Raw genomic sequence first — 16,612 nt, 5'->3', positions numbered from 1 at the left:
TATTATCACTTCATCTCATATAAATTTATTGGTACCTCAAATTGTTGAGGAGAGAATTTGATTTTTTTGAATACATCATTTGCCACAAGATAATTTTGCTTATATGAAATTGGCATAAAGATAGCCTCTTGCTGAATTGTTTGAATTATACTTTCATATAATGAAGCCCGCTCAGTTACATCTGTAGATCTAATAACACGTGTAATTTCCTCTATAAGTTTGTCACTCGAATCTGTTCCCATAATGGAATAGTTACCAATTTGTTGCTCTCCTGTCATAGTACGTATATACATATGAGGATCATAAGGTGCGCCCCAAGTATCATTCATTACTATGTTGTATTCACCTGCTTTTGTTCGCGCATAATACACTTGATTATCCTCGGCTACCAATTTCACATCCGCACCAACTTCTTTCCAAGCTCCTTGTAAATACTCGTATATTGCTTTATGAATTTGGTCGCTTGAATTGTAAGCCATTAGTAATTCAAGCTTTTCACCATTCTTTGAACGAATCCCAGTTTTTCCATCAACTATCCAGCCAGCTTTATCTAGAATTTTTTTAGATTTTTCTACATCAAAATTATATTCTTCGATTTCAATATCACTATATGGGAATCCTGGTGAAAATAAAGAGTGTGCCTCTTGCTCCATACCACTTAAAATATGATCAATAATAGTTTGTCGATCTAGTGCATGTTGAAGCGCCAATCGTACCTCTTTATATTTAGTTACACCAAAAGTGGTATTAAGAGATAATATACGAGTTGATAGAGGGTCTGAAACTTCAGTCAAATACTCGTCATTCTGTCTCAATGTGGTAAACTCAATTGGAGTAAGTTGGGAACTTCCGAAAATTAAATCAATTTCACCATTTTCTAAAGCCATCATACGCATCTGTGAATCAGCAATATATTTCACTTCTACTTTTTCAATCGAGGGTTTTTCTCCCCAATAATTTTCATTTCTCGTAAATACAGCATGATTTTCATCTGCTTCATTTAAAATCCATGGCCCTGTACCAATTGGTTTCTTGATTCCATCTGCTGTATTGCCACTGTCTGGAAATCCAGCGTCACCTAACATACGTAATGGACGAATTAAAGCCAACTCCTGTAAAAACGGATAATATGATTCTTTTAATGAGACCTTTATTGTTAACTCATCAATTACTTCAACTTCATCAATAACTGTTACTACCTCTAACCAACTATGCGCTAAACTATTTCCGATAACTGTCTCAAAATTACGTTTAACGTTATCTGCTGTTAACATAGAACCATCAGAATATACTACTCCTTCTCGCAAATGAAATGTATATTCCTTACCATCCTCAGAAATATCCCAATTCTCAGCTAATCCTGGAGATATTGTCCCATCATTTCCATAAGCAACTAATGGATCATATAGCAGCGCCTGTGCAAACATTTCGTTTGGTGAATATAAATGAGGGTTCGCCTCTCCTATATCTGACGGCCAAGACATTTTCAATGTATTTTTATTAACACTACTTTCTTCACCAGCATTGGGTGCTGTATCATCGCTACAAGCTACTAAAAAAAGTAAAACAAATAATGGGATAAATAAAAAATATTTTCTCTTTAACATGTTTAGTCTCCTTAAATTCATCGTTATTCCATTTAATTGATGCTAAAATCAATCCACACAAAAAGAAGTAATTTCTAATCAGATTTCTTTTTATAAATAATGTTATTTATTCCTCCTTCCTTCAAATTCACAAAAAGTAATGATTACGCTTTGAACAGGTCGCTCCACCATTATAAATAGTAATGATTACTATTATCAATATTTTTTTATTTATTTTCATTCTACTCCAAACACCCAAAGTCTTTATGTTTCTGTATTTCATTTATTAATCTTCCAAAAAACAAACAAATAGGCCCATTAGACATTTCAATTAGTATCTTCTATTCATGATTTGACTGCCTCTTTTCAATAAGTATTACCTTTAGGTCAAATTCCTTCATAACATTTCTCGCAATACTACTGGGAACTTTATTTTATTTCTATTTCATAATCTTTTTATGTACCTCTCTTAGACTGTTATTTCACTATTAAGCTAAATGTAAATATAGAAAAATTACTCTATTTTAAAATGGGTATTTTACAATGGGAAGCAGTTCATAGTCTTAATAACAGAGGATTCTACATGGATCTCACACGATTCCAAAGCTTAATGATATGAGGGGTATAAAAGTAAGATGAATGCTATCTAAAAGTAATCGGCATCAATGTTAATTTCACTCATATCATTTACAATGACTGCCATTTTTAAATCTTTTGTATTCGATAACAAATTATTAAGTATTGTTGTTTTACCAGCCCCTAAATAACCACTTAATGATGTAACTGTGATTTTATCCATGTTAAAACCAATAAATAGTAATCATTACGATTTGAAACATATTTTAGTTAATCATATTTCTAATCATATTGCAAGTATTTTTTTAAATTAAAAACACTTTTAGAAGACTCGAAAATTACTGACGAATCTTTCTAAAAGCGTTTTTACTTTATTATTTAGTTTCTCGGCGAAACGTACACGTTTTAGTCGGGGAGAATACTTTTTTAATTCTAATCGTTCTGGGTTATTTCGTTTATTTTTAGTCGTAATACAATTTTTATCACCTGTTTCTGTACATGCTAAAGTAATATTGACTCTCATCTCTAACACTTCATAATTAGTAATGATTACGCTTTGAATGGCAGTTCATTATAATTACTTCGTCAAGGGATCTAATTTCATATTTCATAAAATTTATCAATTCTTATTGGAATTGATAGATGTTTCTTATTAATTTTAGATCAGTCACTTATTTGAATGATAAGCTAACAATCCATATAGATTTTGATAAATCCCTTAAAATAACCTCATAAATAAAAAGGTTATTTTATTAACTTACGCTTTTCTCATCATAAATACACAAAAATATTAGAATTGTTTACGTTATTTGAGAAAGGAGTTTTCTTATTTCAGAAAAGCGCCCTAGTTGTTTTATCGCCTCCTCTTTCGTTAATGTCTCTGCTTCTGCTTTGTTAAAAATGACTTGTACCTTCTCTTTTGAAATCTCATTAGCGTTAGCTGGTTACTCACTTGATCTACCACAAATTCACTACTTCCAATAATTTGAGTTGGGGACTTTGCTGCAAATGCAGAAAATATAGTATCAAAAGTAGTAGCAACCAATCTCATGTTCTTTTTATAATATTTCATTTCCTTTTAAGGTGTATTTTGTCTTACAAGTTAATCCTATATGTGCAGTTACACTGGAGTTCCCTTTTTGCTTCATTGTCTATCTAGTAAGCATTCATAAATAGCATCAATTCATTTATAGTGAGGGGTTTAGATACGTAATAGCCCTGTATTGAATCATATTCGGCCTCTGATAAGGAATTAAGCTGCTCAACGCTTTCTACTCCTTCTATAATCACTTTTAAATCTAGTGTTTTGATAAATTTTGTAAGCAATGCAACTACCTTTTTATTTGAGTTGCTCTCAATAAACAATCTATCTAATTTCACCCCATCTAGAGGAAACAGCGAAATATATTGAAAATTGGAATAGCCAGAACCAAAATCATCAATTAATAAAATATGACCACGTTCACGAATAACTTTTAAATTTTCTCTCGCCTCGATTCCCATTAGGGTTTCCTCCGTTAATTCAAAAGCAATTCGTTTATTGTTCGTAAAATTAATGTCATCCAAATGCTCCATTAGCCAAGTGATATCATTGATTAATGAAGCGGTTAAATTAATCGAGACATAAACTATCTCATTATATCTTTTCAACAAATCAACAGCTTTATTAATAATATTCTTAGTTAACTTTATCAAACTCTCATTATCTAACATCGGAATAAAAACACCTGGTGATATCGAACCTAGTTCTTCGCATTTCCACCTGCTTAGTGCTTCAAAGGATAATTGCCTATCATTGTGCAATATGGGTTGGAAAACGATTTCAAACTCTTTCGATAGTAAACATTCCTGTGAAATGGGTGCTTTTACAGCATAACTATCCTTATTTTGCGAATAGACTTGTCTAACGTAATTTAACGCTGGAAGTCTTCTATCTTGTACATATAGATAGTGTGTCCTTACATAATCAATATGTGATAAATCATTAATAATGGAAAGAGCCTGCGACTGAACATTACAGACTACTATATATTCCTTATCAAATACTCTGTAACATTCAACCTCTGTTTGATACATTGCTAATTCTCTCTTAACCTCATCTATACAATTAAAAGTATCTACATTATGCCAACTTATGATTGTAATATATACTAATGCGAAAGATTTTTTATTTTCAATACTCGTCAATACAAACTTACGATTTGATTCAAATTTTGTTATCCCAGTCCCCATCCTAATTCCTCCAATTATTATCAAAAAATTACTATACATATAATATATTTTATAAAGTGAATCTGTAGTTGGCGTGTATTGAATGTGAAGTTTATGTGGAGCACTAATAATTGGTTAAAAGTGGATAATTCAGCTCTTTTACTTGCACAAAAAAAGAGCTAACAAATCACCACTTCAAGAAATTTGCTAGCTCACTATATTTAGTTTAAATGGCTGCCTTTACCATCGTTATTTATTCATCTGTTTTAAAGTTCGATACTAAATTTTGAAGCTCCTGCGACATCTCTGCTAAAGAACGGGATGCAAATGTCATCTCAATCATCGTAGCAGATTGTTCCTCCGCTGCCGCTACGACTTGTTGTGTATAGCTTGATGACTGATTGCTAAAATCTTTTACTTTCCATATTTCATTTACAAGAATGTCTGTATTCGCACTAATATCTTGAATTTCTGTAGAGACAGATGCTAGTTTATTGTTAATCAGGTCTACATCAAATGCGATTTCTTCAAATGTTTTCCCCGCATTCGCAACATGATCTATCCCCTTTTCCACTACCATTTTTCCTTCATTGACAGTTTGTACTGTATTTTGTGTATTCATTTGAATATCACCTATTAAAGCAGAGATGTTGTTAGCTGCATTGCCTGATTCCTCTGCTAATTTCCTCACTTCATCTGCAACAACAGCAAATCCTTTCCCTTGTTCTCCTGCTCGTGCTGCTTCAATTGCTGCGTTTAAAGCTAGTAAATTGGTTTGAGCTGCAATGCTAGTAATGACATTAATAATCTCACCAATCTCTTGTGATTTACTTTCAAGCAATTGCATTGCTTCAGTCGTCACGATGTTCTGGCTATTAATTTGATTCATTTGTTCCACTGTCTGTGTAATGACTTCATTACCATAAAGAGAAACCTTAGAAGTTTCAATGGATAGATCGCTTAATTCTTTAATATTTTTCGTAATTTCTGTGATGCTTGATGATATCTGTAAAACTGAATGATTTGCTTCCTCCATACCAGCCAGTTGCTTTTCTTGCCCTGTAGAAATTTCTTGAATAGCCTTAGTAATTTCATCTGAGGCCATGCTTGTTTGTTCACTACTCGCAGTGAGTTGTTCAGATGTAGCTGCCACATGTTCGGCTGAACTTGAAACGGATTCAATCATTCCTCTTAAATTTGTAGTCATCGTATTAATTCCTGTCGCTAAATGACCTAACTCATCTTTATTTTGAACTTTTAGATGCTTAAAGGTTAAATCTTGATTAGCAATCTTTTGAACACTATCAGTGACCATCTGAACTGGAATTGCTAAATGTCTTGAAAATAAAAATATAACGATTAAACCTATAACAACACTACTAGCAAGTGTAACCATAATCGTATGTTGAATTAACTGAACGCCGTGATTAAATGATGCCATGAAGCTACTAGCACTTACCACCCAACCCCAATTCGGATCTAAAGCGCTATAGGCTATTTTGTCTTCTTCTGTATCAGGTTGGTTCGGTAATGCTCTAGCGTAATATGTAAAACCCCCACCCTTTTCTGCTGCTTTTATCATATCTTGTATCATATAAATTCCGTTACTATCAACGCTCTCCCAAGCATTTTTCCCTTCTGCGAAAGGATGGGCTATTCTTTGACCATCTAATCCGTAAATAGCAAAATAGCCGTCCTCACCTAAATCAACATGAGTAGTTATTTTACGGGTACCATCACTATGTAAATCGCCAATTAAATGTTGTTTTACTTTTTCTTGAGCATCCTCTAATGATATTTCTCCCGTTTGAACGGCATAATTCATTGCATCAATTAACTGAAGTGCCATTTCAACATTATTTTTTAGCATTTTTTCTCCCATATCATCCAAGTGCTCTTTAGCAGAATAATAACTGCTTACGCCGATAATTAAGCTTGGAATGAATAAGAGGCTTAATGTAATCACAATTAACTTTGCCCTGATCTTCATTATCTATCTATCTCCTATCTTCAAGTGAATCAAGATTCCTGTTTCATTCGGTTCTAAAATTTGAGCTGCCCTTCGTAACAATTATTTACCTTTCAGGAAATGTCACTAAAAATTGAATACCATTCTCCATATTATCCACTGAATAATTAATAGAGAGTGATTGAAATATTTGTTTGACAATATATAAGCCTAAGCCACTTCCACCAGTGTTCCTATTTCTTGATTTTTCGATTCTATAAAAAGGCTGAAACAATTGTTGTAGTTCGTCTGCTTTTATTTGTACACCTGTATTAATGATTTGGATTTGAATCTGGTTTTGTTTTGAATCCTCCGTCAATGCTAAATATACAGTTTCTCCCTGTGGTGAATACATAATTGCATTATGGATAATATTTTTTAATGCTTTTTCTAATAAATCACTGTCTGTAAATACGTAATTATCTGGTGGGATTTTGTTAATGATTCTAATATTTTTCTGAGATGCAAAAAAAGCGAGGTCCTTCGTAATAGTCTCAATTAAATCTAGGAGATTTATTTCTCTTGCTTGGATTTTAAATGTATCTTGTTCTAGTTTGGACATACTTAAAATTTCACGGACGAGTTGTTCTGTTCTTTCAATAATTTTACGGTTTTTTTCTAAATAGTAGTCACGATTTTGATAAGGTCCGATATTATAAATCATCCCTTCTATATAACCTTTCATGACAGTGAGTGGCGTTTTTAATTCATGTGCAACTGTAGTGAAAAACTCCCTACGTTTTGTTTCGATTTTTCTTTCTCTTTCAATATCATCTTTTAATTGCTCATTTGCTATTTGTAAATCATTCATTGTCTTTTGCAAGTTATTCGACATTTCATTTAAGCTATTAGATAATTCCTCTAACTCATCATTGGAACGAACTACTATATTTTCGGAAAAATCAAGGTTTGCCATCTTTTGCGCACGCTCATTTATATAAAGGAGTGGTTTTGTAATAAATCTTGAATATAGATAGGCACTGCCCAATCCAATACCCACTACTATGATGCTAATATAAGGGAGAAAACGTACTAAGACCTGTGAAGCTTCATCGATAGGTTGAAATGTAGCAAATACATTCACGATTAAATTACCTTCATCTAGAAATTGAATGGGGAAAGATTTATGAAATGCATTTACTGTTTCTTCATTTTGTAATGGTGTTGTTTTTTCAGTAATAATTGGTGGCGGCGAATTTCCCTGAATCATGAACGAAGGCGAGTAGATAATATTTCCGTCCTTTTCTTGTAGGTAAATGATGGCATTATTTTCTTTGGAGTACTCGTCCAAAAGATTTTTTGCATGTTCTAATTTTATTTTTTCTGATTTTTTAATGATGTCGACCATACCTGATTGGAGTTGGTTTGTTTTATATTGTTCGTAAAATGTTGGAAGGAAGAAGTATAATGTTAAATAAATTAATACTGCAAAAGATAGCAATATAAGAGAAGTAATCATAAAAAGTTTATAGGTTATTTTTTTCATCTTCATGATGTCTACAATCCTACTCATCAATTTTATATCCAATACCCTTGACTGTTTTAATATAGGGTATATTTAATTTTTTTCTTAAATTTTTTATATGTGTATCAATCATCCGTGTTTCTCCTGAATAATCATATCCCCAAACTTTTTCTACAATGATTTCTCTAGTAAGTACTTTTTTTTCGTTATGAAGTAATAGTTGTAAAATCTCGAATTCCTTTGTCGTTAAAGATATTTCCTCTTTATTTACATAAGCTTTGTATCCGTCACAATCAACATTAAGTTCATTAAAATGTAAATCGTTACCCCGATTTTTATAATTGCTTCTTCTGAGAATGGCTTGTACACGTCTAATCAACACATGAAATGAGAATGGCTTCGTTATATAATCGTCAATACCAAGATCAAAGCCCTTCATTTGATCTTGTTCTTCTTCTAATGCCGTTAGGAAAATAATCGGTATATTAGATTGACTACGAATCATTTTGGCTACTTCAAATCCATTTAGATTTGGCATCATCACATCAAGAAGAATTAAATCAAAGGGTTGAGTATTTAATTTCTTTATTCCCTCTACTCCATCTGACGCTACCGCTAAAGTATAATTTTGTGTCTTCAAAAACTGCTTAATTAATTCTTGAATTTCTAAATCATCTTCTATTACAAGAATCTTGTAGTTCATTAAGATCTCCCCCTAGTTAGCCATTATAACCACGCAATCTGTAGTTTATGTGAAGATACCTCGTTTTTTCTAAAAAAATATAAATGAACCCTACGATTATAGTCATACTTAGATTTCATAAAAATAAGTTCCATCATAGAATAAAATTCCCCCAAATATCCACAGGCTTAATCTTGAATCTGCTGATTTTTTTGGAGGAATGTATTCTTCATCATGACATGGAATTTTTATAAAATAGAACTCTTTCATCTTCGTATAATCATTAAAGAAAAGGAGATGTTGCCCCCTGCTAGATATGAGTGGATTCTGCTAATACTGAATGCACGTTTGAAAAAATTTATTTTCATATCACCTTGATCGTCCAACTAAATTCGACCTATTTGGCGTCAATATGGAGAACGTGGAATTTGTATCTAGAGATAGAAGGGAGTTTATGTGAGTCAATAGAAACTAAAACATGTCCACTTAGATTAGATGGCATCAAACAAGAGGAGTATCATTAGGAGGTGGTATAACATAAAATGACCAACGTTTTACAACCAATACGATTTGTTATTTTTCTCAGTTAGTTTTTAGCACATTTCGTTTTCATTCCTACCATTTGCACAGTGGTTGAACGTGAAGCATGGATAAGTGACTTGGCCAGTGTAATTCCAATATTCCTTTTCGCATTACTACTATTTTTTCTGACTTAGTAGCCCTCCGACTTCAAGATTTGACTTTCATCCAGCACGCATTTCTCCCTTTTGAAATCAGTTTAATTTCACCACCTACTTGTAAATCAGTTAAAGCTTTACTAATTGTACTTTCGGCTATATCAGGATAAATACTTCGAATGTATTCTTTTGTAAAGGGTTGTTCTTGATTAAGAATAAAATTCTGAATTCGCTCTATCTTAGTATGTCTGCATATAGAATCCCGTATTCTGTTATGTAGATTTTTATAAGCCTCTAAAATAATAGATAAGAATGTTTTTAACCAGAAGCTCATATTATGCCCATTACAATACCAATTTACCGATGATTGATAGACGGCTTCATAGTATTCTGCCTCTCTTTTCTTGATATATTCATCTAAACAAACATATTTAACAAATGTATGTCCGCTTTTTACTAGTAATAATTGCATTAACATAAGCATTAATCTACCATTACCTTGACTAAATGGGATTATACAATAAAGATTGAATATAAAACGAGCTATCAATATAAGTGTAGGTAACTCTTTTTTATGGTTTAATACATTGTACTGGTTGCATAATTGTTCTACAGCCATTGGGATATTTTCAGGAGGAAGAGGACGATAAACAATCGTGTGCATCCCTTTCTCCGGAATTCCCGGGATAGAGAATGGCTTTTGACGCCATTTTGCACCGTCAGAGGTAATAAAATGAACTAATTGAAAATGCAATTCTTGTATAGTATCTGGACTAATAGAGAAAGCACTAGATTTTTCATGTACAAGTGTCAGCGTTTCATAATAACAAAATATCGCATCTTCTGAGATCGATTGGGGTATCATATCTTCTAAAATAAGTTCTTTTAATCGCTTATTAGAAACTTTTATATCCTCATATACCGAAACATAGTTTTTTATATATTGTAGTGGCATCGCTTTTGCAAGCCTAGTGAACATATCAGGTCTTTGCTCTTGATAAGCGGTCAACTTTCCTTTATATTCACTAATTTCACTAACTAAGTTTATTATTTGTTGCTCACCACTATTTATATATTGATCTTCGAAAAAATTTCTCATGTGGTTCCTCCTTTCTTGGAAATCATGTTGCTTTTCCTTTGTTACAATCATACAGATTATTATTTTCAATTGCGAATCTTCATTAAATTAAACAAAAATACTAAAAATAACATCGTTTATTATTCTATATTGGTTCATTCACTGTATAAATGTAGCGCAATTAGAAGATAAATACGCATAATTCTTATCGGTCCATTCGTTTAAATATTAAAATGTCACAAAAAATAATTCATATGCTTTAGGCAAGAATATCGAAGTATTTCTCCCAGGGTAAATTTCACAAAAAATGAAGTCAACCTGAACGATAAGGATTGATTTAGTGTTTTCCAAGAGCGTTTTGTTCACAAAGTTGATTGATAATCTATCGTTTCGATTGCCATTCATTGTAACATACCTATAGCTATAAAAATTTTGATAATGTAAAATGTTATCCAATTTTTAGAGGCAATATAAAAATGCAATACCCTTACTTTTAATACGCTAAGGGTATTGCATGCTCCTATTCTTATTCAATTATTTTAGTAGCCACAGAAAGGGTTTCAAAATTAACAGGAATTTTTTTTGTTTCTATTGTTACGGGCTTTTTCGAATCTGTAATATCTGTTATTTTAGCATATAAACGTGTACCGAATTCTGTGCTAAATCGTCCTTCGCCCGTCGCTCTAATTCCAAATCGATCATTTCCTTCTGCATTATCTCTAATTACGCGTTCAAATCCTTGAGTATCTGAAGCAAAGTTCATGGCAGAATATAAAAGTTGAGGGCTCATCGGTAAATTATTGTAATAATAAGTAGCGTCCCCATATAAATCTGCATTCAGTCTGTTTCTGCCCGATATTGTTATTTTTTCAAATACATACTCAACTTTATATTTTTTCCCTGCTGGAACAGGAAATCCTTGTGGAGGCACAGTGAACTTTCTAACTTGTGATTTCTCTGTAGTGTTTGAAGTGGACATATTATAATCAACACTAAAACTTTGCGAAGCTGAGACCATCATTACAGATAGGGTTGCATTGTAGTTATATCCAAATGTCCAACCTGAAGTATTGGTTGTACTAGTCATTTCCTTAAATTCATGCTCATATCCACTAGTAAATAACGTTACCTCATGCCCTAGATTATTTTCTAAAATATTTTCTCCAATTGTCAAAATTTGAGCGTTTTCAATCATAGACCCTTCTATAATATTACCGTTTAATTCGGTATCTTTTATATGGTGGTATCTATATTCTGTACCATCAAAAGCAGCACTGATCAACATCTTTTTCACTCTTTCATCAATATCTTGATAGGCACTATTTTTATTTTGACTTTGTTCAGCCGCTTTTATGTTGCTTGAAACAACTCCAATATTATTCCCCGTCAGTCCTTGATTTTCAGAAGCACTTGCATTATTAGAAAAGGGACCGCCTGCCAATAAAGTACTTGTTACTACACCATACAGTATTATTTTATTTTTCATTGTGAAACCCTCCTAATATTTTTTTATTAAATATCTAATATTAATAGATTATTTAATATAAATATAATATCGAATGTCACAATTTTTTACAAAAAAAGGTTAAAACTATCTTTTATAAAGACATATGGATTGATTTTACTATTTTTTTAATAGTTTCTATCCCTAAATATATTGTTTATTTTGTATTTATGGCAGAAGGATATAAAAAACAATAAAAATTAGCATAAATTGTCATAATTTATTGATTTGATTTTTCTCTGAAATTAAAAAAATCGCTTATTATTCTGTATAAACGCAGCACAAATAGAAGCTAAATACGCATAATTCTTATCAGTCCATTCGTTTAAATATTAAAATGTCAAAAAAATGAATTCAACTTGAACGATAAGGATTAATTTATTATTTTCCAAGAATAAAAGTAAAAATATGTTGCGGGTTGGTTGGGACGTATATCTTGTATAACAAACGAAGGTATAGTGGTTAGAGGAGGTAAAAAATGAGTGCAGTAGCAGGAAGTAATGTAGCTAAGTGGGAAGTAAGATGCAGGATTCTCAAAAAAGAGATTCATATAGGGAAATTCTCTAATAAAGCTTAATTGTGAAAAATCGAATAAGTTTACGAGGTATATAATAGCGATTCAATCGATAATAGGACGAATACTTGTTGCTATTTTGGAATCAGCAGATTATTATCATACAACAATTATTCAAATTTTAAAGAAACAGTCTATTTTGTTCAACTTAAACGTCTCTTACTAAGCTAAGAAAGGTTAAAACCAATACCTTCGAAAAAGGCGGTGGTGTACCGCCTCTTCAACCGACAGAAGATATTTAAACCTCAGTTTCTTCAAAAAGAAAACGGGTTTCTAAACCAAAAACAAGATGTAATTTGCTGAATTCTTGAGAACATTTCACCCATATTTGTACTTAAAATTATTGGGATTTGTTGTGGATATGATGCTTTTGCTTTAGCTGCATTATGCTTGTCTACATGAGACTTAGCCGCCATTTTATTTGGTTTTAATCTAGAATTTACTAACGTGTTAATAACTATATTTGAAGAAGGTGAGATAAATCCTTCGCTCGTTAAATCAGTACTTTTTAATAGTTGTTTTTGCACTTTGGATAGATAATGATCCTCATCTAATTGAGCTTCGAGTAGATTTAGAAAACCACTCTGAGTATTTAAATTGATCATATTAAATAATGTAGGATTTTTTAAAAACAGTTGGTTTTGTAAATCAGATAAATTTTTTGTATCTGAACTCTTAAGAAGGGCTTCTGTTAATATTTGTTTGAAAGAAGCTTTTTGTTTTTCTGATAAATTTAATGTTTTATTTTCAGGCAATTCTTGAAGGAGTTTTTGTGTGAGAAGTAGATTTTCGATAGAAAGGGAATTTATATTCACGTTTATCTCCTTTCCTTTCTAAGTACTATTTTGATACACAAAGAATGGGATAGAATCGAAAATTTTATGCTTCGTATTTAAGAACCTTATAGCTAAATTAGTAGCTAGTTGTTACATTGATTGATTCATGCATATAGTTACTAGTATTTGTAGAACTCATTTTATATTGTTAAAAACGAATAGACACGCCTTTAAAAGAGGCGTTCCAAACTGTAAAAGCTTTAAAGTATACTAGCTCTGATTGACATCCAACAGAAAACTGTATTTAGTTATCAACGATTACCTAAATTACAATTCGGTCTAAAAAAGTAATTATATATTAGACGATAAAGAGATCTTTCCATTTGTATATTTAGAAATATCTTTAAGCATGTTTATTGCTTTTTCATTGCTCAATAAATGATCGATTTTAGGATCAATTCCAAGAATACTAGCATTAGATGTACCGGTAAAATCAATGTCTATTTGCTCATATTTTTTATGTTTTAGCCTAGTCTTCTCCTTCTGTAATCGATGTTCCTCCATGTAATCTAAAAGTGTAAGTTGCGCCCTTTTTCTAGCTGCTTTTTCTTTTTCGCTTAATGGACACTCAAAACGTTGTCCATTCACAACAACCCAACGTTTTTCACCATCAAAGCCCATTTCACTCCATTGACATTCAGGATTATTGGTAGTGTAGTTTAAAATTTGGTTATAGGTATAGGAATCTACATAAAGTGTCGTTTTGATTGCTGTGCCCTTATCAAGTGTTTCCATCACTGTTTTCCCTGTACTAGAGAGTTCTACTGCATCTTTGAAATGATTAAATTGATTCGAGATACTATTGAACTTAGACTTATTATTTGTACCATGTAATACATTATTGTAATTCATCATTCCTTTTACGTTGTTAATATTCATTTTTCATTTGACCTCCTATACTATAGAACTTCTGATTATACTATCCCATTTATGAACGTTAACCGTATCCATACAACGTGCCATCACCAATGAGTGTGTACACTTTTGATCTTTTGGCTAGGGGGCGTTCATAGATTACCTAATGTACATATCATATTAAATGTCACTAATTTTCACAAAAAAGGGTTTAAACTATCTTTTATAAAGACATATGGATTGTTTTTCATCGTTTTTTAATCGTTTCTTTCCCTAAATATATTGTTTATTTTGTATTTAGGGCAGAAGGATGCAATAAAATAATAAAAGGTAGCATCAATTGTCACAATTTATTAATTTTTACCTATCATCATACGTTAAAATTTGCAAAAAGCAGACGAGGTATCTATACATAGGAAATTGTGACAAGGGAAGGCTCTAGAAAGCAACTTTTAATCGGTTACTTTCTAGAGCCTTGTTAGGAATCTGTAAAGGGATTAAATTCATTTTAAATAATAGAGGAAAAACGAGATGATGAAGAAGACAATATTTTTCAGCTACTTAGCCTAAGTAAGTCAGTTCTTACGCTACAATATCTATTTTGTTTTGGCAGCTTCCAAAATCCAATTAGCTAAATTGTCTATTTGCCCTTCTACAGCAATTGGGTCTCTAAACCATGACTGGCTTTCAGTCCACAAGAATACTTTTCCATCGCGAATCGCAGGCAGGTTACCCCAAATCGGATCAGCCTGTAGTTCCTCCAATGTCGATTCTGTTGTTAAAACCAAATAATCTCCAGTATATTCAGGAAGCAATTCCAGTGAAAATTCATAAAATGATTCAGCTAGCATATGTTCGGGAATCGTAGCAGGTGGATTCGCGCCCAATATTTCATACATGATTCGCCCACCTCGTCCAGACTTCGGCCCGAATAAGAATACCTTTCCATCATACTCCTGCATGATGGAGACAGTCTCTCCCTCATCAAGTACAGCTTGAACTTCATCATGTAACTTACTTGTGCGACTCTCAAAATCGGTAATCCATTGTTCAGCGACATCCTTTTTGTCTAATAAATCACCGAAATATCGCATTTCCTCCTGAATACTTTCAAAGCTATTATAAGGCATAGCCACTGTTGGCGCGATGAGCGAATATTTGTCCACTGTTTCTTCTTTATTAATATTTGTAATGATTAAATCTGGTTTCAAATCAACCAGTGCTTCAAGCGAATCTCCCACATTAGTGACACCGTCAAGCATCCCTTCTAAATACGGACTTTCCATCAATAAAAAATCAGATGCCACTGGTTGGACGTCTAGTGCCAACACGGTACCTAAAAATGCCGATGCTGCTACACGTTGTGGATGCGCAGGCACTTCCACATCTCCGAGAGCGGTCTTAATTGTTCGCATTTCGATATTGGCAGGTGCTTCTGCATTCAATTGATCAGATTTGGCTGCGCCACTAGTTCCCTTTGTCCCTTCTGATGATGTCCCGCATGCCGATGTAACCATTGTTAGACACAATAGTGTCATCGCTAACATATTTTTTTTACTCATTGCCATATCATTTCCTCCATCTAACATTAATTGATAATGAATATCATTACCGTTTAAATGATACATGGCTGGATGTGGAGCAACAATGGACAAATCTGTCCAATTCATAGTATCTTTCGAACCTACAAACTGGTATTGCCTGCGATATTCCCCTGGAGTTATACCTGTTTGTTTCTTAAACATACGGTTAAAATAGACTGTGTCTGGATAACCAACATAAGCAGCTATTTCTTGTAGCGTCGCTTCGGTATCACACAGCAAATTTCGTGCCAAGTCTATGCGTAATCGAATCGTATAATCAAGTGGGCTGCATCCCATCTGCTCTTTAAATTTCCTTGAAACATACTGTGGGGTGTAATTCATTTGATGGGCCAACTGCTCCATGGAAATCATTCCACGATAATTCCTTGCGATATAGCGGACAACTTGTTCAGCCAACGTTGGGGCGTGTGCAAGCTCCATCCGCTCCTGTAACGCTGCATGGACGAAACGGATGAACTCCCCCTTAGCCTTCAATCTTCTTAATTCATGGACATCCTTCATATCTTTCTCTTTGTCTATCTGCCCATTATCTATTTGTTGCCAATCGCTCAACATTGTTTCTAGCCTCTCCAACATAACGAGCGGTTCGGATGGCGACACTGCCCAACTTTTCATAAATGGATTGTCTGTTTGCATCATCATATGAAACTCCCGCAATGCTGAAGCTGGCAAAGAAGCATTGTATAAAATCATGTAGATGTCAAGAAAGTCAGTAGATTGAACCGTTATCCGCTGCCCCTTGCCGATATGTATTAAATGAAACCGTTCGGATAGCCATACTTCATCGTTTACCCACAGCTCAGCCCGTCCATTTGCCACAAACATAAACGTGCTTGCTGGTGTTACATAATTACGAATTTCGTCACCACGCCCAAGTCGTTTTACCCGAATGTCCAGTACACGAATGACGACTTGATTCCACAGTTGAATTTCTTCGCTTATATTCATAATATTGC

General features: G+C 33.0%; 10 protein-coding genes and 2 pseudogenes. All 12 read right to left on the bottom strand.

Features of this window, described 5'->3' with window-relative positions; translation table 11 throughout:
- Positions 1 to 5 precede the first annotated feature (5 nt).
- Positions 6 to 1,607 carry a nickel ABC transporter substrate-binding protein gene (gene nikA, locus NV349_RS10075; RefSeq protein WP_036122534.1) on the bottom strand — a complete coding sequence of 534 codons (1,602 nt, stop codon included), beginning with the start codon at positions 1,605 to 1,607 and terminating at the stop codon, positions 6 to 8.
- A 634-nt stretch (positions 1,608 to 2,241) separates the two neighbouring features.
- Positions 2,242 to 2,385: pseudogene (locus NV349_RS10070) on the bottom strand (GTP-binding protein); the annotation flags it as partial.
- Positions 2,386 to 2,536: 151 nt separating this feature from the next.
- A pseudogene (gene rpmG, locus NV349_RS10065) lies at positions 2,537 to 2,685 on the bottom strand (50S ribosomal protein L33).
- A 632-nt stretch (positions 2,686 to 3,317) separates the two neighbouring features.
- Positions 3,318 to 4,394 carry an EAL domain-containing protein gene (locus tag NV349_RS10060; RefSeq protein WP_271913259.1) on the bottom strand — a complete coding sequence of 359 codons (1,077 nt, stop codon included), beginning with the start codon at positions 4,392 to 4,394 and terminating at the stop codon, positions 3,318 to 3,320.
- Between the two features lie 232 nt (positions 4,395 to 4,626).
- Positions 4,627 to 6,363, bottom strand: coding sequence for a methyl-accepting chemotaxis protein (locus NV349_RS10055; protein ID WP_271913257.1), 1,737 nt, complete (start codon positions 6,361 to 6,363; stop codon positions 4,627 to 4,629).
- Between the two features lie 85 nt (positions 6,364 to 6,448).
- A complete protein-coding gene (locus NV349_RS10050; RefSeq protein ID WP_271913256.1) occupies positions 6,449 to 7,894 on the bottom strand; it encodes a sensor histidine kinase in 1,446 nt (481 codons plus the stop codon).
- A complete protein-coding gene (locus NV349_RS10045; RefSeq protein WP_058843104.1) occupies positions 7,887 to 8,549 on the bottom strand; it encodes a response regulator transcription factor in 663 nt (220 codons plus the stop codon). The genes NV349_RS10050 and NV349_RS10045 overlap by 8 nt, the downstream gene beginning before the upstream one ends.
- Before the next feature lie 708 nt (positions 8,550 to 9,257).
- Entirely contained in the window at positions 9,258 to 10,304 is a 1,047-nt protein-coding gene (locus NV349_RS10040; RefSeq protein WP_058843103.1) for a Fic family protein, read from the bottom strand.
- A 505-nt stretch (positions 10,305 to 10,809) separates the two neighbouring features.
- Positions 10,810 to 11,769 carry an ETX/MTX2 family pore-forming toxin gene (locus NV349_RS10035; RefSeq protein WP_082673669.1) on the bottom strand — a complete coding sequence of 320 codons (960 nt, stop codon included), beginning with the start codon at positions 11,767 to 11,769 and terminating at the stop codon, positions 10,810 to 10,812.
- Positions 11,770 to 12,615: 846 nt separating this feature from the next.
- Positions 12,616 to 13,176: a hypothetical protein gene (locus NV349_RS10030; RefSeq protein ID WP_271913251.1), complete on the bottom strand. Its 561-nt coding sequence runs from the start codon at positions 13,174 to 13,176 to the stop codon at positions 12,616 to 12,618.
- Between the two features lie 312 nt (positions 13,177 to 13,488).
- Complete coding sequence (locus NV349_RS10025; RefSeq protein WP_271913249.1) at positions 13,489 to 14,076, bottom strand: hypothetical protein; 588 nt, start codon at positions 14,074 to 14,076, stop codon at positions 13,489 to 13,491.
- Between the two features lie 572 nt (positions 14,077 to 14,648).
- Positions 14,649 to 16,604 carry an AraC family transcriptional regulator gene (locus NV349_RS10020; RefSeq protein ID WP_271913246.1) on the bottom strand — a complete coding sequence of 652 codons (1,956 nt, stop codon included), beginning with the start codon at positions 16,602 to 16,604 and terminating at the stop codon, positions 14,649 to 14,651.
- Positions 16,605 to 16,612: the final 8 nt, after the last annotated feature.

The organism is Lysinibacillus sp. OF-1 (assembly GCF_028356935.1).
Lineage (GTDB): Bacteria > Bacillota > Bacilli > Bacillales_A > Planococcaceae > Lysinibacillus > Lysinibacillus fusiformis_D.
This window is presented reverse-complemented; position numbering and strand designations above follow the sequence as displayed.